This is a genomic window from Rhodanobacter fulvus Jip2, assembly GCF_000264315.1.
GTDB classification, from domain to species: domain Bacteria; phylum Pseudomonadota; class Gammaproteobacteria; order Xanthomonadales; family Rhodanobacteraceae; genus Rhodanobacter; species Rhodanobacter fulvus.
Window position 1 is genome coordinate 1 of sequence record NZ_AJXU01000016.1, and the last position, 18,541, is coordinate 18,541.

At 68.2% G+C, this 18,541-nt stretch carries 9 protein-coding genes; all 9 read right to left on the reverse strand.

The genetic code is table 11. The features are described from left to right. Window positions 1-3,738, reverse strand: a 3,738-nt coding sequence (locus UU9_RS03475; protein ID WP_007080331.1) for a beta strand repeat-containing protein, incomplete at its 3' end; no start/stop codon positions are given. Window positions 3,739-3,749: 11 nt separating this feature from the next. Continuing rightward, window positions 3,750-5,765 carry a ShlB/FhaC/HecB family hemolysin secretion/activation protein gene (locus tag UU9_RS03480; RefSeq protein ID WP_237710202.1) on the reverse strand — a complete coding sequence of 672 codons (2,016 nt, stop codon included), beginning with the start codon at window positions 5,763-5,765 and terminating at the stop codon, window positions 3,750-3,752. Between the two features lie 159 nt (window positions 5,766-5,924). Further along, complete coding sequence (locus UU9_RS03485) at window positions 5,925-6,254, reverse strand: hypothetical protein (RefSeq protein ID WP_007080333.1); 330 nt, start codon at window positions 6,252-6,254, stop codon at window positions 5,925-5,927. Then, window positions 6,251-9,934, reverse strand: coding sequence for a bifunctional serine/threonine-protein kinase/formylglycine-generating enzyme family protein (locus UU9_RS03490; protein WP_007080334.1), 3,684 nt, complete (start codon window positions 9,932-9,934; stop codon window positions 6,251-6,253). The genes UU9_RS03485 and UU9_RS03490 overlap by 4 nt, the downstream gene beginning before the upstream one ends. Before the next feature lie 13 nt (window positions 9,935-9,947). Further along, window positions 9,948-10,667 carry a PP2C family protein-serine/threonine phosphatase gene (locus tag UU9_RS03495; protein WP_007080335.1) on the reverse strand — a complete coding sequence of 240 codons (720 nt, stop codon included), beginning with the start codon at window positions 10,665-10,667 and terminating at the stop codon, window positions 9,948-9,950. Further along, window positions 10,664-12,244, reverse strand: a complete 1,581-nt coding sequence (gene tagF, locus UU9_RS17225) for a type VI secretion system-associated protein TagF (RefSeq protein WP_083838908.1) — start codon at window positions 12,242-12,244, stop codon at window positions 10,664-10,666. The genes UU9_RS03495 and tagF overlap by 4 nt, the downstream gene beginning before the upstream one ends. A gap of 4 nt (window positions 12,245-12,248) precedes the next feature. After that, on the reverse strand, window positions 12,249-15,749 hold the full coding sequence (tssM, locus tag UU9_RS03505) for a type VI secretion system membrane subunit TssM (RefSeq protein WP_040670165.1): 3,501 nt from the start codon (window positions 15,747-15,749) through the stop codon (window positions 12,249-12,251). A 16-nt stretch (window positions 15,750-15,765) separates the two neighbouring features. Next, complete coding sequence (icmH, locus tag UU9_RS03510; RefSeq protein WP_202799796.1) at window positions 15,766-17,079, reverse strand: type IVB secretion system protein IcmH/DotU; 1,314 nt, start codon at window positions 17,077-17,079, stop codon at window positions 15,766-15,768. Window positions 17,080-17,119: 40 nt separating this feature from the next. Next, complete coding sequence (tssK, locus tag UU9_RS03515) at window positions 17,120-18,457, reverse strand: type VI secretion system baseplate subunit TssK (protein ID WP_007080339.1); 1,338 nt, start codon at window positions 18,455-18,457, stop codon at window positions 17,120-17,122. Window positions 18,458-18,541 lie beyond the last annotated feature (84 nt).

The following is an 18,541-nucleotide window of genomic DNA, read 5'->3' on the forward strand; positions in this document are numbered from 1 at the left end:
GCCGAGCGTGATGGCATGCGCACCCGCGTCGAAACTCGATGCACCCGTGACCGTGAACGCGTCACCCTGTGCGATGTCGCCCGCCGAGGTGGTCACGTTCAGGTCGCCGTCGATGTTCAATGCCTGCGCACTGAAGCTGCCCGCCGTGACGGTGAGACCGGTCAAGGCCGTCGTACTGCCTACCGCTCCGTCCAGCGCGACCGCGCCCCCGGCGCCGGCATTCAACGTCAGGGTAGAAACACCGTTCACCGCTCCGCCGAAGGTGATGGCCGCACCTGCCGCCACATTGCCGCCACCAGTGGTGTCGATGCCGGTGGTGGCCGCACCCAACGTCACCGGACCGGCCAGGCTGATTGCGCCGCCGCTGGTGGTGAGGGTGCCCGCCAGGGTCGTCGCCCCAGTGCCTTCAAGGCTGAAAGTGCCGCTGCCCAGCGTGGACGTGCCCAACGTCAACGCGTGGGTGCCGTTATCCAGCGTCACGTTGTAGGCACCACTGTTGTTGAGGCTCACGGCGCCGGTGAAGGTATTGCTGTTGCCCAGTTGAAGCACGCCCGCCCCGGCATTGAACGATGCCGTATCGGCACCCGCTGCCTGGGTGACCGCGCTGCCCACCGCCTGGGTGATACCGGTACCGGTCACCGCCAACGTGCCGCTGCCCACCTGCACGTCGCCGAGCACCAGCGCATGGGTGCCGTTGTTCAGCAGCACGCTGCTGGTGCCGCTGTTGGCGAGGCTCACCGCGCCGGTGAAATGGTTGCCGGTGTTGCCGAGCGTGATGGCATGGGCGCCCGCATCGAAACTCGATGCGCCAGTCACCGTGAGTGAGCCGCTCTGGCTAATGTCGCCGTTGTTGGTCAGCGCGAAGTTCGCTGCCGTGAAGTCGCCCAGCGTGCCGATGGCATTGGCGCCGTCGAGCGTGGTATCGCCGGTCGAGCTGCCGGTCAGGGTCGCGGCGGTGATGACGCCACTGCCGCCGATCGACTGCAGGGTGGCTGGCGTGGCCACGTTGGACACCTTCAGTGTCACGACGTTGCCCGTGACCGCATCACCCAGCGACAGGTCGCCGCCGGTCGTGGTCAGGTTGATGTCGCCTGCCGTATTGGGCGTCGAACTGCTGCTGCTCGCATCCACCACGCCCAGCGTCAGCGCGCTGCCGGTGAGCGCGATATTGCCGCCGTGGGTGTTGAACGTTCCGCCCGCGCCCTGGGTGATGGCGCCGGCCGAGGTCACGGTGATGTTGCCGGCAGTTTCCGGGTCGAGGACGGGATCGCTGCCGGCCGCGACACCCGCTTCCAGCGCGCCGTCGAGGGTCAGCGCCGCAGTGTTGTTCAGGGTGAAATTCGCTGCCGTGAAGTCACCCAGGGAGCCGATGGCATTGGCGCCGCTGAGCGTGGTGTCGCCGGTCGAGCTGCCGGTCAGGGTGGCCGCCGTGATGACGCCACTGCCGCCGATCGACTGCAGGGTAGCTGGCGTCGCCACGTTGGACGCCTTCAGTGTCACGACGTTGCCTGTGACCGCATCACCCAGCGACAAGTCGCCGCCGGTCGCTGTCAGGCTGATGTCGCCTGCCGTATTGGGCGTCGAGCTAGTGCTGCTCGCATCCACCGCGCCCAGCGTCAGCGCGCTGCCGGTGAGCGCGATATTGCCACCGTGGGTGTTGAACGTTCCGCCCGCTCCCTGGGTGATGGCGCCGGCCGAGGTCACGGTGATGTTGCCGGCAGTTTCCGGGTCGACGACGGGATCGCTGCCGGCCGCGACACCCGCTTCCAGCGCGCCGTCGAGGGTCAGCGCCGTTGCATTGTTCAGGGTGAAATTCGCCGCCGTGAAATCGCCCAGGGAGCCGATGGCATTGGCGCCGCTGAGCGTGGTGTCGCCGGTCGAGCTGCCGGTCAGCGTGCCGGCGGTGATGACGCCAACAGCTGCCTGGCTGATGGCATCGGTCGAATTCAGCGTGACCGTACCGACACCAGCATCAAGCACACCATCCAGCAAGAACGTGCGACCGCTGATGGCCAGATCACCACCGTTGGTGATGAAACTGGAACCGCCTTCAAGAACGACACCATTCGTTCCTGTCAGAACGCCGCCGAGCGTGTGCGTGCCGCCGGTTCCTCCGGTGGACTTGATGATCGCACCGTCTTTGAATGTCAGCGTGCCGAATGCATCCAGCGTCAATGTGCGGTCGTTGTCACCGGCGTAGGTGAAGCCGTTGACGACGGTGATATTGCCGTCGGTCGTCTTGATGCTGACGTCACTGCTGTCCAGCTGGGTGACGATGGTCGCGGTGTTGATGGTGGAGTCGGAGGTCGCATCCCCTGGCGTGAAAACGCCACTGGCATCGAAGCCACCCGGGGCCACCGGGTTGTCATCGAGACCATCACTGATGGTGATGTCGTTTGGATCCAGCAGCAGCGTGCCCCATGCGCCGTGCGGCGCGCGCAGGTCGGCGGAGCCATCGAATGCCAGGTAGCCGCTGCTGGAAACTTCGGCCATGCCGCCGTTGCCGTCAGCCGCGCCGCCGCGTGCGCTGATGTTGCCCTTGAAGCCGGTCGCGGTGTTCGACCACAGCACCACCGAACCACCGTCGCCGGACTCCAGCGCGTCCGCATTCAGGCGTGCATCCGGCCCGACGTACGTCACCGCCGCGGCTTGCAGCCCTTCGCCGCCTTGGTAGCCGCCACCCAGGCGAATGCGGCCGCCGCCGTCGCGTCCGGAGGCATCGATGCTGCCGGTAACACTGACATTCCGATCCGACAGCAATTGCACGCTGCCGCCTTGCACGCCGGATACGTTGATGGCACCGCTGTCCTGGACATCACCACCGCTGGCCACCAGCCGCACCACACCCCCCTGCGTGCTGATGCCGCCGGCGTCGATCACGCCGCTGTTGTTGACCAGGTTGGTGAACAGGTCTTTCGCGGCGGATGCCTGCAGTACCACGGTGCCGCTGTCGGCCTTCAGCGTGCCCTTGTTGACCACCGCCGCCGCGCCGCTGTCCAGCCGCTGCTTCAGCTCGCCGGTGACCTGGATGTTGATCAGTCCGTTGCCGTCGAAATCCAGCACGGCGCGATCGGCGCCGTCGAGGTTGATGCGGCCGTAGTTGGCCAGGATCACGCCGTCGTTGGCGACGCTGCCGCCGACCAGGCTCACCGAACCGCCGCTGGCGGCCTTGATCAGGCCGTGGTTGACGATGCCGGCGTTGGCGCCGTGCGCGTCCAGGTTGTAGCGGCTGGCGAGGAAATCCTTGGGCGTGAGGTCGAGCGTGCTGGCCATCAGGCCGCCCACGTTCATCTGCGCGCTGGCACCGAAGATGATGCCGTGGGTGTTGATCAGGAACACCTGGCCGTTGGAACTGATGTGGCCGAAGATCTGGCTGGGGTTCTGGTCCAGGATGCGATTCAGCGCCACCGCCGTGAACGACGGCTGGTTGAACTTCACCGACGCGTCCTTGCCCACGTTGAAGGTCTGCCAGTCCAGCGCCAGCTTGGCCGAGTTCTGGTTGATGACGGTGTTGGCGCCGTTCTGCGTGATGCTGCCGATGCCGCCCACCACGGTGCCGCCGGTGGGGCCGGTGGCGGCACCCACGGCGGCGGCCATCGCTTCACCGCCAAACACGAATGGGGCGACCAGCAGCAGCGACAGGCTTACCGGCAACAGTTTTCGCCGCAGCCGGCCGGCATGCGGCGGCAGGGTGGCGGCGTGTGCGCCGCGGGTCTTCGCGTCGATAGTGTTGTTCATGGTGTCACCCGTCAAAACGTGAAGCCGAAGCGCGAATAGATGTGGTAGCCGTTGTCGTCGGATGCGCGCTGCCGACTCGTCGGTACGGAACCGTCGAGGTGGAACTCGAACTGATGGAACTGGGGCAAGCGGAAAATCAGCCCCGCGCCGATACCGTTGAGGGTGACCGAGCGGGTGTTGTTGCGGCGATTCGCGCCCGCCGGGTAGCCCTTGCCGTAATCGACGAAGGCCTCGAACTCCAGCAGCTCGCGCCATGGCCGGCCGTAGAACGGCGACACCTTGTCGCCGAAGCCGGGCGCGTCGACGTGGTATTCCAGCGAGCTGTAATAGCCGCGGTCGGCCAGACCCTCGGAGATCGGGTAGGCGCGCACGCTGTCGGGACCACCCAGTCCGAACTGCTCCAGCGGCACCAGCGCATCGTTGCTGAACTGGCCGGCCAGCTTGAAATACAACCGCTGCCGGTCGGTAAGAAACTGCAGGCGGGTGTAGGAAAGCTTGGCGCTGAGGAAGCTGCTGGCGTGATCCGGGCTGACCAGGTCCGGCTGGCGCGAGCGATCCTTCACCGACTTGCGCACGGCCAGCTGCAGCAGGTCGATGCCGTGGAAACGCTGGTCGGTGTGGTTCATGCCGAAGCCGAGCTCGGCCACGTCGAAGCGCTGGTCGGACAACGTCATGCCGACGGTGCTGAGTCTGGATTGCTCCTTGATGTAACGCAGCGTGCCCTGCAGTTTCAGCGTATCGGTGTTGACGAAGGCCCAGTCCGCCCCGCCGAAATACAACGAACTGGGGCCTTTCACGCCCAGCGCGGTGAAGCTGCCGGTGTTGATCTGCATCGCGCTGCGGGTGGCGCCGATCACGGCGGTGAGGCCCGGCACCACCACGGTGGGCGCGCGATAGACCAGCGAGCCGTAGACGTTGTTGCGCGGGTTGAAGGCGTAGTCGACGTTCGCCGCCAGGCTGTCGCCGATGCCCAGCGGGCTCAACCAGGTGGCGCCCAGTTGCGCACGGTAGCGGCCGGTCAATTCGTTGCCGTAATTGTTGACGCCGGTGGTGAAGGTGAACGGCCGTTTCGCCTCGCGCGCCACCATCACCAGGTCGGTTTCGCCGGTCTTCGAGCCGGGCTGGAAGGTGGAGGTCACCGACACGCCGGGCAGGTCGCGGTCGTAAAGCAGTGCGGTGTCGACGGCGCTCTTGCGCAACGGCTTGCCACGCAGTTTCTCCGCCGGCGCGGCGATCACGCCGGGGCGATAGTGCTTGGTGCCCTTGACGATGATCTTGCCGATGGTGCCTTCCAGCACCTTGATCTCGATGAGCTTGTCGTCGCCCACCGTCTGCGCGGGCAGGAACGCCGTGGCCACGATGAAACCGGCATTGCGGTAGCGCGCGGTGATCTTGTCGGCCACCTCCTGCAGCTGGGTGAAATCCAGTTGGGCCGGCGTCGTCGCATCGCCGCCCAATGCCTTGAACTGGGCATCGGCCAATGCCTGGATCGAGGCCGGGGTGATGTCGGTGTCCGGGTGATTGCCGACGCCCTCCACACGGAAGCCGCGCACGGCGATCTGTTGCGACACGGCCGCGTCGGTTTCGCGGTCACGCACCGGCGGCACCACGTTGTCTGCCGGCGCCGCGGGGGTCACGGGAGTGGTTTGCGCCACCGCGGCCGACACGTGCGGACGGAACGCCACCAGTTGGGTGGCCAGATAGGCGCGGGCGTCGGGATAACCGGCCTGCTGCAGCGCCGCGGTCACCTTGTCGGCAACCGCTTGCCATTGCGCGGGGCTGAGCGTGGTGGCACCGCCGGCGGCGGCCAGGGCATTGTTGTATTCGACATCGATGGCCTGCTGCGCGGCGCCGGCCGCGGCCGCGTCGCCGGGGGCGATGCCGCTGATCAGGATCTGCGGCGCGGCCATGTCCGGGGTTGCCGCGCTCGCGCCGTTCTCCGGCGCGGCGGCCGGCGGCGCCGTCGTTTCCTGCGCCAGCACCGTGCCGCTCAAGGCCAGCGCCAACGCCCCTGCCAGGCAAGCAATCCGCACGACATTCCCCTTGCAATCGTTGATCGTGGCAGCCTGACGACCAGAAACTGCCATGCCCTCGTGGTACACCCGGGCCGTTTTCTGCTAATGCGTCAAATGGCGGAAAATTTGATCAACCGCCGTTGTGGCGCCGCAGCATCAAGCCGCACTACATCATTTGCCGTGCAACAACCCGTAAAGCAGCAGCGCGCAGATCACCGCCACCACCACCAGCGCGATCAGGTATTTCCGGGTCTGGCCCGAGCGCGCCGGAAACAGCATGTTCAACGCCTCGCCGGGTGCGGTGGTATCGGCCGCCTGCCGCCGGGCGCTGGCCGGTGGCGGCGTGATGGCGTTGCGCGCGGTGACCCCGTTGCTGTCGCACAGGGCACCGAGCACCCGGCGGCGGCGCGCGCGGTATTCCTCACGGGTGATCCGCCCCAGCCGGTGCGCCTCGTCGAGCGCATGCAGATCCTGGTTGGCTTTTCGTTCCTGCTCGGTCATTTCAATTCCCTGACAATCCGGAAACCCACGTCTTTCGCGGCCGCACCGCTGTCCTGGCGATGGCTGGCCACGGTGCAGTCGGACCAGTAGCTGGTGTAGCTGCCGCCGCGCACCATGGCGCTGCCGCCGCTGCTCACCCATTCCCACACATTGCCGGTCAGGTTGACCAGGCCCCACGGATTGGGCCCGCGCCCGCGGGCCGAGATCGGTCCGCCGGAGCCATCACCGCCAATGGCGCCGGGCGGTACGCAGTTGCTGTCAGGCGCCTGCTTCCAGCCCGCATCCGCCTGCGCCGCATGCATCCACTCGGCATCGGTGGGCAGGCGATAGACGTAGCCGCTGGCACTGCCCAGCCAGGCGGCATAGGCGCGCGCCTGGGCCAGCGTGATGTTGCTGACCGGCAGCACGCCGCTCTCGCGGTCGGCCACCGCGATGGCCGCGCACTTGCCGGTAGCCGCGCAGTAACGGTTGAACTCGTTGACGGTGATTTCGGTGCGCGAGATTGCGTAAGGCTTGCCGCCGCCCACACCGCTGACCACCACCAGGCTGGGGCCGCGCTTGCCGGCGATCGGGTCGAAGCAACTGCGCCCCTGCCCCACCAGCGCCGGCTGGCCGCAGGGATCGGCGCCGGCAGGTGCCGATCCCTGCGCCGCGGCCGCTTGACCGGGTGCTGCCGGCTTGACCGTGGCGGTCGCCGGCCTGGTGCCATTCCGGGTCGGGGCGACGGGCGTCGCGGCGGTCGGTGCCGGCGTGGGTGCCGCGACTACGGCGGGTCCGGGCGTGGCGATCGGTGACGGCGCGCCGGCACCCGTCTTCAAGGCGTCGAGCGCGCGCGACAGGCTGCCCTCGGGCAGCTGGCCGCGCAGTTTCATGTCGGCTTCCAGCTGATCGAGGCCATCGGCATCGACGCGACGCAGCTCGGCCAGCTGGCCGCTGAGGCGCTGGTAGTCGGCCGCGGCGACGGCCTTGCCGCGCGCCTTGATCAAGCCGGACGCCAACGCGTAGCGGGTGCTGGCATGGCGCAGATCGGCGCGATCGCCCAGCGCCTGCGTGGCCTGCGCCAGCACCGACGCGGTAGTGGTGTCGCGCCCCTTGCGGAACGCCTCGCGCGCCTTGCCGAGGTAGGCATCGGCCACCAGCTGCGGGCCGTCGTGTTTGAGGAAGGCGTTGTCCGGCTGCAAGGCCTGGACCCGTGCCAGCGACTCCTGCGCCTTGGCCGTATCCCCGGCCGCTGCCGCGCGCTTCAGCGATTCGATGCGCGAGGTGACCTCGGCCGCCACGCTTTCCTGATCCAGCTGCGCCTGCTGTTGATGCACAAGCGCATCGATGCGATCGCGCTGCGCCAGCAGCGATTTGGAATCCGGCGCATAACGCAGGCCGAACGCCACCAGCTCGCTGGCCCGGGCCAGATGCAACGGGTCCGACTGGCGGCCGGTTTCGGTCGCGATGGCATCGGCCAGTGCAGTGACCAGACGGGTGGTTTCGGCGGCGCTGTCGCCCTTCAGCGTGAGCATCGCGTCAGCCACGGCGGCCTGCCATTTGCCATCCATGGTCGGCTTGGCCAGCAGATCGGCCAGCGCCTGGCGGGCCTGCGGCACGGTTTGCGCGACATGGCTGGTCGTCGGTGCGGCGGCGGCGATGGCGGCCTGGCTCAGGCTGGCCAGTTGCGCTTCGCGTCGCTGCAACCGCACCGAGCTGGGGAACAACTGGCTGGCCAGTTTCAGCCGCGCGCCGGCTTCGTCGAGCCGACCCGCCGCCAGCGACTGGCCGATGGCGCTGTCGTACTTCAACTCCAGCTCGCCGTTCTTCAGCAGGCTGCTGTCGGGGTCGATGGCGCGGATCTGCTTCAGCGTGGCCACTGCGCTGTCGGGCTGGTCCTCGAAGATCGCGCCCTTGTCGATGCGCTGGGTCAGCTGCGTGTCGAGCGTGTTCAGCAGGGCGTTCTTCTGCTCCTCGATCGCGTTGCGCTTCAGGTCGAGCGCGGGCGAATACAGCTTGAGCTTGTCGCGCAGCGCGAACACATGCAGCGCGCGGGCGTAGGCGTAACGGCCCTGGTCGGGGTTCCAGTACGCATCGACGCGACTCAGCAGGAAATTCTGGATCGCATCGCCCTGGTCGGCCACGATGCGCAGGCGGTCATCGTCGCCGAGGCGGTCGAACGCCTTCAGCGCCTGATCCTCGTTGAGGTAGTGCTGCGGGTCGGTCACGGTGAAGCCGGCGATCACGCCGCGCACCTGCTGCTCGTGCAGGTAGCGCGCGAACCCCCAGCCGCCGGCGGCCAGCAACACGGCAGCCGCGCCGCCATAGGCCAGATAGGGCCCCAGCCGTTCGCGCCAGCCCACCTCGCGCAGGCCTTCGATGAGGTCGCTGGCGCTCTTCAGCCGCTGCTCGCCGTGGAACGCGATGGCGTCGCAAAGAGTCTTGTACTGGCGCCGGCTGAGGCCCGGCACCGGCGGCGGCTTGCGGCCTTCCTTCAGCGCCACCTCGGCGCTGACCTTGTCGAACGGATGCTTGCCGGTGAGCAGCTCGAACACCACGCAACCCAGCGCGTAGATGTCGTCGGTGGGTGCAGGCTCGGCGCCGCGGATCATCTCCAGGCTGGCGTAGGCCGGGGTCAGCGCGCCCAGCGTGCCGGCGTCGAACACGGTCTGTTCGCCCACCGCGTCGCCCATGTGCTTGCCGGCGCGGGCGATGCCGAAGTCGAACACCTTGGGCACGCCGTCGCGGGTGACCATGACGTTGCCGGGCTTGAAGTCCGAATGCACCACGCCGGCGGCGTGCGCGCGCTTCAGCGCCCACGCCATGCCTTCGATCAGCGGGCGCACCTCGGCCAGCGGCAGGCCGTTGTAGGCGCGCTCGCGGATCAGCGTTTTCAAGTCGCTGCCGTCGATGTATTCCATCGTCATGAAGACGATGGTGCGGTCCTTGTCGAAGTCGTAGACGCGCACGATGTTGTCGTGCGCCAGCGACTGCGAGCGGCGCGATTCGCGCTGCAGCGAGATCAGCGAATCGGGGTGGCGGCGGAACTCGTCGTTCAACACCTTCACCGCCACGTACGGATCGCGGTCGCGCGCCTCCACCTTGCGCTCGTCGCGTGCCAGGAACACCACGCCCATGCCGCCGCGGCCGATCTCGCGCTCCAGGTGGAAGCGGCCCTTGAGCAACATGCCCACGGTGGCGTAGTCGCCGCCTTCGGCATCGGCCACGCGCTGCCAGGTGTCGGCGTTGAAGGTGCTGTTGGAGTGCGTGCCGGTGCCGGTGCCGGTGCGACCCTGCGTGCCGGTGGATTGGTTGTCCTGCGGCGGCGTCCACGACGCCGGCTTCACCACGGTGGCGTCGTCATGCGGCGGCGCGGCGGTGGGGCGCGAGGCAGGCTGCACCACGGTGGCGTCGTCGGCCACGGGACGATTCTGCAAGGCGGGCTTGATCACCGTGGCGTCGTCGTTGGCCTCGGCCTCGGCGACCGCCGGCGGCGCCTGCAGTTTGGCCAATTTGGCCACCAGCGCGCGGGCGATGTCCGCTTCCAGCGTGCCCTCCGCTTCCATCGTTTCGACCAGCGCGATCTCGGCGCGGTGGTCATCCTCCGCCTGCGGGCCACGCGCCGCCACGGCGTTGAACAACGCCAGCAGTTTCAGCGTGCCGGCCTGGTAGGCGGCGATCAGTTCAGCAAGGGAATTCATGGATGCGTCTTCGTCAATCCTGGAGCCGTACGGTGACGGCGGAAATGTTGTCGCGGGCGGCGCGGCCGGTGGCCAATGCCATCAATCGCGCGGCCAGTTCGGACGGGGCCAGCTGGCGGCCGCATTCGGCGTCGATCTCGGCATCGGACATTTCCTTGTTGATGCCGTCCGAGCACAGCACGAACTGCATGCCGGGGCGGCTGCCGGCCACGACCCAGTCGACAAACAGGTGATCCTCGGCGCCCACGGCGCGGGTCAGCGCGCCGGCGCCGGGTTGCGGCTGCACCGAGGCGCTGCCGAACTGGGTGACGTCCTCCTTCATGCCGTGCACGTGGTCGCTGGTGATCTGCCGCAGGCGTCCTTCCTCGAAGCAGTACACGCGGCTGTCGCCGACCCAGCCGCACAACATGAAATCGCGGTCGTGCACCAGCACCACGACGGTGGAGCCGATGATGTCCACCCCGCGGGTCACCGCGGTGCGTATCAGGTCGGTATTGACCTGCACCAGCGCGTCCTCGATCGATTCGATGAAGTCGTACACGCTGCCCGGCCGGGGCAGCGCGCCCAGCCGTTCGATGATCATCGCGCTGGCGTAATCGCCGGCCGAATGGCCGCCCATGCCATCGGCCACCACCCACAGGCCGACATCCTCGCGCACCAGGATCGCGTCCTCGTTGTGCTTGCGGATCTTGCCGGTCACGGTATAGCCGGCGGATTGATGGCGCATCGTCATGGCGTGATCTCGATGATGGCCAGTGGCCAGTGGACCGCGGGCGACCGGAAACCGGCCGCGGCGGCGATGCGCGCGCGCGCGCCGTCGATGGAAGGCAGTGCCAGCGCCTCGGCCAGCAGTTCCAGCGGAAGTTGCACCAGCGCCTGCGTTGCCATCAGCAACAGGCGGTCGCCGGTGGCCACGGTGCAGGCCGCTTCCTCGCAAACGGGATCGCTCGCGGCACCCAGCCCGGGCGCGGCGGCGGTGACGCGGCTGAACAGCAAATCGTCGAATTCGCCGCCATGGCCGAGGCTGCCGTCATCCGCCGCTTCGCCGGCGGCGAACAGCGCGTGCAGCTGGCCGTGGCGGTAGTGCCACACGCCGGCACTGCCGATGCGCAACACGGCGGCGTGCCGGTGATTCAGCTGCGCGGCCACCACGGCGGCGTCCTCGCTGACCGGATCGAGCAGGTCCTCGCCGCGTCGACGCAGCGGCGCATGCGACGCCAGCAGGCGCTGGCGCAATACACCGACGCCGCCCGCCAGTTCCGCGACATCCAGCTCATCGACCAGCGCATGCGCGACGGCGGCCGCCTGCCGGCGTGGATCGCGCAAGCCGTCATCGACCGCGACCAGGGTCAGCGCCGCATCGGCGCGATAGCGGACCGGGCCATCCTCCAGCACATCGCCCAGGTGGCTGGGCAGCTCGTCCGGCGCCGGGGGCACGATCAGGTCAGCGAAGAGTTCGGAAAGATCGTCGGGCAACAGGGTTCGCGGTGCGGCGACGGCCGGCGCGGCGGCCACCTCGATCGCGGGCGCCGACGGAAACGCGATGCGCCGGTTCTGCGTGGTTTCCGCATCGGCACGGTGACCGAAATCGCCCGCCGACTGCCACGGCGCACCCGCGTGCGCCGCATCGAGAAACGCGGCATAGGCCGCCGGCTGCGGCAGGCCGCGCGTGGCCAGCAGCGTGGGCGGCACACGCGCCGCGCCCGCCGTCCACCACAGGCACCAGTCGCCAGCAGACGCCAGTTGCGACCACAAGCCGGCCAGTTGCGCCGCCCCCGCGGCGCCTTGCGCCAGCGGGAAACGCCAGTGACTGGCGCTGCGCCAGTCCAGCGGCTGCGGCGGTTGTGGCGCGGCAATCGGGTCGCCACCGCCGGGGCCGGCCACATCGGCCACCAGGCCATCGAAGGCCTCGGCGTGGATCGACGGGTCGGCCTGCGCGCGCGCATGCACGCGCGCCAGCGTGTCGAACCAGTGGTCACCCTGAAGCAGCGCCTGCGTCACCGCTTCGCTTCGATTCAAGGGCGCGGCGATCACCATCGGGAAACAACGCCCCACCCGATCGCTGGCCGGCCCCAACACCCCGACCCACGCCGAATCCCCGCAGATGCCGGCGGGCATCGCGAAACGCCAGGTCGGACTGGCGTGATACACCGCCGGCCAATCGTTGCCCAGCACACCGCGGGCTGCGTCCACCGCGTGCTCGAAATGCTGGTCCCAGCAGTCGACGAAACGCACCGGCAGGCGCCGCTGCACGAAATCCCCTACCCCGGGAAGCTTGCCGAAGAATCCTGCCCCTGTCGGATTCGGCATGCGCTCAGCCTCCGCACCGGAAGCGCTGTACCTCGGTATTCAGGAACGGGTTGCGCAGATTGCTGGCCTGCAAGGTCACCTTGGCCACGCGGCCGCCAAAGTTGAAGCTGGCCAGGAAACGCAGGTCCGACTGTTTCTGCAGATTCGCCGCCTGCAGCGCGCGGAAGAACGCCCAGTCGCCCTGGTAGTCGAACGAGCTGATCAGCGTGCCGGCGGTGTCGTAGGCGGCGATGGTGACGCTGCCCGGCTGCGGTCCCGGCCATTTCATCGCGGCGCTGGTGGCGCCGCCGGGCTGGTATTCGTACTTCTGCCCGTCGATGTCGATCACCAGTTTGCCGATGGCCGGATCCAGCGTGGGCGCCAGGATGGTGAAGTCCACCTCGGGCAGGTTGCCGCCGCGGAAATACATCTGGCGGATATCGTCGGCGGCCTGCGCCTGCTGCAGCACGCCGGGCGGGCCGGCGACCGCGCCGGGACCGGTTTTCCATTGCCAGTTGCGACCGCTGGCATCGACCAGCTTGGCCAGCGTCTGCTTGTTGAACGTGTCGAAACGCCCGCCGTTGCCGAACAGCTCGCCGAAGTTCTGCAGCGGGATTTCCGAGCGTCCATTGGGCGCGAACGGATAGCGGCCCTTGATGAAATCGGCGCAATCGTTGCCCACCGCCTGCTGGAACTGGTCGCCCAGCGCGCCCTTGGTGCCGCTGGCCACCAGCGCCTGGCTCTTGCCGGTCAGCGCGTTGACCCAGCCCGATACCGGAGGTGGCAACTGCGCCGCTTCCTGCTGCGCCATCAGCAACTGCGGATTGGGTTGGCCGGCCGCGCTGCTGAAGTCGGTCATGGTCAGCAAGGTCTTGCTGAGCTGGTCGAGCACGCTCAGCGTGCGGTCGATCGGCGCGGCGCCCGGCGCGCCATCGGTGAGCTTGTTGAGCGTGTCGAAATGCTCGCTGATCGCCGTCCCCGGCTTCTCGCCGGCGTCAGCGGCGGGCGCGCCGTTGGCGTTGGCCAGCGCACGCGACAACGCACTCTGCGTGGCCTTCTTCGCCGCCGCCTTCTCGGCCAGCGCCGCCGCGCTTTCGGCCGCGCTGGCCGGCGGCGCGCGCAGCATGTCGTGGGTGTTATCGCGCACCACCTGCAGCAGGGATTTCAGCGGGGAGCTGGGGCCGGACAACTTGGCCGCGATCGCGCTGGCATCCTGGATGCTGCTGATCGGCTGCAGCTCCAGGTCATCGAGCAGCGCGTCCCAGGTCTTGATGTAGTCCTGCTGGTACAGCGCCAGCACCTGCTGCACGAGGCGCGCCCGTTCGATCGCGTCGATCTTGCTGCCGCCGAACACCCAGTCGTCCGCCGCGAACTGCTTCACCGCCTGCTCGATACCCTTGCCGGCCTCGTCGGCGAACATCGGCTGGGTGAACAGCGCCGGCAACGGCTCGGACAACGCCGCACCGCTCTTGCGCCGGAACACGTTGCCGAGCAGGCCCAGTTCCTTGTCCAGCCGCAGCGGCGGATGGTCCGCGCCGGTGGCGGACAGCTTGAGGCTGCCGTAGATCAGCGTGGACAAATCCGCCGTGCGCAGCGTGCTGCGCGCCTGCTCCACCAGGGCGCTGTCGAGCGTCAGCGGATGCAGCCGCCCCGGTTCGGCGACCAATGCCTGGAAGTGTTTGGACAACGCCTTCTGCAGCACCGGATCGCTGGGGAAGATCTTGCGCCACTCGATGTCGGTCAGCGCGATCAGCTCATCGGCATCCTGGTGCTCGGGCTCGCCCAGCATCAGATAGCCCTTGAGGTAGTAGTACAACGCCTGCGGATCGCTGGCGCTGCCGGTGAGCCCGCTGCGGAACTGCGACGCCACGCCCGGCAGCAGCACGCCGTTGAGCTCGCGGATGTAGGCATCGTGCACCTCGTCACCCACGGCATGCCCCTGGTACAGGCCGAAGCGCATCAGCAGCGGCACGTCGCCCTGGTATTTGCGCGCCGTGTCCTGCACCGCGGACAGCGCCTCCAGCCGCTCCAGCGCCATCGCGAAATAGGCTTTCTGGGTGGTGGCGGACGAAGGATCGCTGTCGGCCGGATAGCCTTGCAGCGAGGTCTGCACCTGCGCGAGGTACGCCTTGTTGCGGCCGTAGCTGGTGGTGAAGCCTGCGAACAGCAGCAGCGTCAGCAGCAGCACGCCGACATACGAAGCGGCCTGCAGCAGGATCTTCTGCCGCTCCAGTTTCGGGTTGGTACCGGCAAAGCCCGACTCCTTGAACAGCACATCCTTCAGCAATCTCTCCACGAAGAACGTGCGCCGCTGGGCGCCCGGCGTATGCACCTGCGCCGCATCCACGCCGAAGGTGCGCGCCACCGCGCCCATCATGCGATCGATCGGCGTGCCTTCCTGCGTACCCGAGGTGAGATAGACGCCGCGCAGCAACAACGGCGTGCCGTACTTGTGCCCGCTGAACACGCCCTCCACGAACTGCTGCGCGATCTCGCGCAGTGCGCCCAGTTGCTGCGGGAACGACAGGATCGCCGCACGCCGCGCCCGGTCACGCTCGGTGTGCAGGCGGTCCAGGATGCGCGTGTTGAGCCGGTCCAGCAGCAAGCCGAACTCGTCGGCGAAGCTGTGTGCGGCGCTGCCGTCCACGGTCTTGCCGACCGGGAACGACATGCCCCACACCTGGCTGCGCAGCTGCGGGTTGAGGTCGTCGAAGAACTCGGTGAAGCCGGCGATCAGGTCGCACTTGGTGAACACCAGGTACACCGGCACGCCGATGCGCAGTTGCTCCACCAGCTCGTCCAGCCGGCGCCGGATCGCCTGCACGTGCTCGTGCCGGCCGGTCTCGTCCAGCACCAGCAGGTCGGACATGCTCATGGCGATGATCACGCCGTTGATCGGCCGCCGCTTGCGGTATTTGCGCAGCAGCTTCAGAAACTCCGTCCACGCCGACGCGTCGGCGCCGCGGTCGGAATCCTGCGTGGTGTAGCGGCCGGCGGTGTCGAGAAACACCGCTTCGTCGGTAAACCACCAGTCGCAGTTGCGGGTGCCGCCGATGCCGCGCAGCGCTTCCTTGCCGAAGCGGTCGGACAACGGAAAGTTGAGGCCGGAATTCTGCAGCAGCGTGCTCTTGCCCGATCCCGGCGGACCGATCACCACGTACCACGGCAAGGTGTACAGGTTGCTGCCGCCGCGACGGGTCTTGCGCAAGGTGTCGATCGCCTCCTGGAAGCGCCCCTGCAACTGCGCGCGCTCGGCCGTGCTGCGGTCGTCGCCCGCGTCCTGCGCGCCCTGCCCGGCCAGGTCGCCGGACATCTGCTTGGTCTTGCTGCGCACGCGCAACTGCTGCACCTGCAGGCACACCACCCACACCACCACGATCAGCACGATCAGCACCAGCCGCGTGATCGGGCTGGCCAGCGGCTGCGAATCGCCCAGGCCCAGGTACGGGCCGCCCAGCCAGATCAGCACCGACAGCAACACGATCCCGACGAGGGTGATGAACCAGCCGGTCCTAAACAACGTCATCAGCTTGCTCACTCGCTCAACCCTCGGGGATGTAGATGATTTCGACGCGGCGGTTGCGCGTGCGATTGGCCGGAAGATCGGGCGGCAGCGCGATCGGTTTCGACGCGCCGGCGCCGCTGGATTCCAGCCGCCCGGCGTTGTCGATGCCCTGGCTGAGGATCTGCAGCACCGAACGGGCGCGCGCCGCCGACAGCGCGAAGTTGTCCTTGAACTTCAGCGAGTGGATTGGCTGGTCGTCGGTATGGCCCACCACGATCACGCGGCCCGGCACCTGGTTCAACGCCTTGGTGATAGTGTGCAGCAGCGGCAACTGCCCCGCACTCACCTCGGTGCCGCCGGAGGCGAACATCGACGGCGCGCTCAAGCGCAGCAGTTCCTGGCCATCGTCGCGGTCGATGATGCTCAACTCGCCGGCTTTTTCCTGCGGCGCCAGCAACTGCTTCAGCGTGGGCCGCGCGGGCCTGGGCTGCGTCTGGTTCAGCCGCGCGGTATCCGGCGGCGTGGCACTCTCCAGGCCGATCTGTGCAATCTGGCCGCTGGCCGGCGCCGACAGATCATTGAGGCGCGAATAGAAATACACGAAGCCCGCCAGCAGCAGCACCGCCGCCGCTGCCGCGATCACCCACAGCGGCACGTAGCGCACCAGCGGGTTGCGGCGATCCTCGACGCCGCGCCAATGCGGCGCCAGCTCTTCCGCGGCCGGCGCACGCTGCGCCTTGATCCGGCGGTACAGGTCCTCCTGAATCTCGGCGAGCTTGGCGCGCCCACCGGACTCGATCTGGTAGCGGCCGCCGAAACCCAGCGCCAGGCAGATGTACATCAGCTCGATCAGGTCCACGTGCTTGGCGAAATCCGCGCACAGGCGCTCCAGGATCTGGAAGAACTTGGCGCCGCCGTACGACTCGCCGTGGAACGTCACCAGCAGCGTCTTCTGCGCCCAGCCGCTGTGCTCACCCCACGGCGCGTTCAACACCGATTCGTCCAGCATCGCGCACAGCACGTAGCGTGCGGCCACCGCGGTCTGCGCGGGGATGCCGGCCGCCTGCGCGTGGCTTTCGAATTTGCGCACCTGGGCGATCACCTGCTCACGCAGGTGCGCGGCATCGGGCTGCGAGGCACTCAGGCGCAATTGCACCGCCAGCAGCAACAGCGCGCTGGCGGTCTGCACCAGCGGGTTCATGCCGCCGCCAAGAAACTCGCTGATTTCCGCCGCACTGGCCTGGTCGATACGCGGCGCCGGCCCGCGCGCCAACGATGGTGCCGGCACCGCGGAAGGAGGCGCCGCCGTGGGCGTGGCCGAGCGCGGCCGCACCACGGTGGCGTCGCGCATGGGATCGTCGTCAATGGGCCCGTTGCCGTTGTTCATGTGATCAGCCCCTGATGGCCCACAGTTGCAGGTCGAGACCGGCGAACTCGTCGCCGAAATGGAACGCGATGCCGCCCGAGGTTTTCAGCGGACGCCACATGGGCGAGTGCTTGTCGAACTCGAAATACAGATAGCCGGCGTTGTACGGAATCTGCCGCGGCGCCACCGGCATCGGCGCCACCGCGATGCCGGGCAGTTGCAGGTTGACCAGGTCGCGGATCTTCTCGACCGGGCCGATTTTCGATTGCGCGGGCAGTTGCCGGCGCAGGTCCTCGGACTTCATGTCGGCCTTGGCCGCCAGCACGAAGGCGGCCGTATCGAGCAAGGTCAGGTCCGGCACCACCGCCACCCACACGCCGAACTTGCGCTGCTGCAGCGGGATCGGCGTGGCGGTCTGCTCCATCACCGCGCTGAGGCTGGTGCGCAGTGCGCTTATCACCGGCTCGAAGCTCTCGCGCAGCAGTTCATGGCGGTACGGCGGAAACGCGGCGGGACGCTTGCCCGGCGCCGTGAACGTGGCCAGCTCGCCGGCCATGCCGACCAGGGTGCGGTAGAAATCCTCCGGGTGCAGCGACGGCGATTCGGCCAGGTGCGCGATCAACGGCTGGAACCGGTTCACCACTTGCAGCAGCAGGAAGTCGGCGATTTCCGCCGCGCCGCCACGGTCGGTCAATGCCACCCGCGCGGCCAGCGCCTCGCCACGCTGGTGCAGCAGGCCCAGCAATTCGGTGAGGAAGGTCACCAGCCGCGGTACCGCGCGGCAACTCTGCGCGGTGGGCATGAATGCGTCGTCCAGCACCACGCGCCGATCGGCGCGGCACTCCACGATGCGCGCCAGCGGGATGTGGGTCAGCCCTTCCATCGGTTGCGACTGCGGCAACAGCCGGCTGCTCATGCCGCCGACTTCCAGCGGGGTCAGGCCATCGACGCTGCCGGAGGCATCGCGCACCTCGGTTTCGCGCACGCGGAAGCGGAACAATTTCTCCGCCGGCGCTTCGGGCCGGCCGCTGTCCGGCTGCGTGGGCGAGCGCAGCGGCAGGGTGAGGAACACGGTCTGGTCGCGCCAGTTCGCATCGACTTCCAGTGCCGGTGGCAGGGGGTCGTCGTTGGGCATCGAGAACGGCGTGCCGTCGGGGAAGGTGCCGCGGGCGCTGCGAATGCCCAGCTTGCCGATCGCCAGCAGGTCGGCCTCCAGCTCCAGTTCGGTGAAACCCCAGGTGTAGGGGCGCAGGGCGCCGGCGCGCAGCTCCACCAGGCGCTCCAGGTAGCGCTCCTGCTGCTGCATGTGCTGGGGCCGCAAAAACAGGCCTTCGCTCCAAACCACCTTGTTGTTCTGCGTCATCGCTTCACTTCCGCCCATCTTGGTGAACCATGCCGGCGCTGCCGCCGGACGTTGCCCGCCCGCATCGACGGATCGATGCGGGCG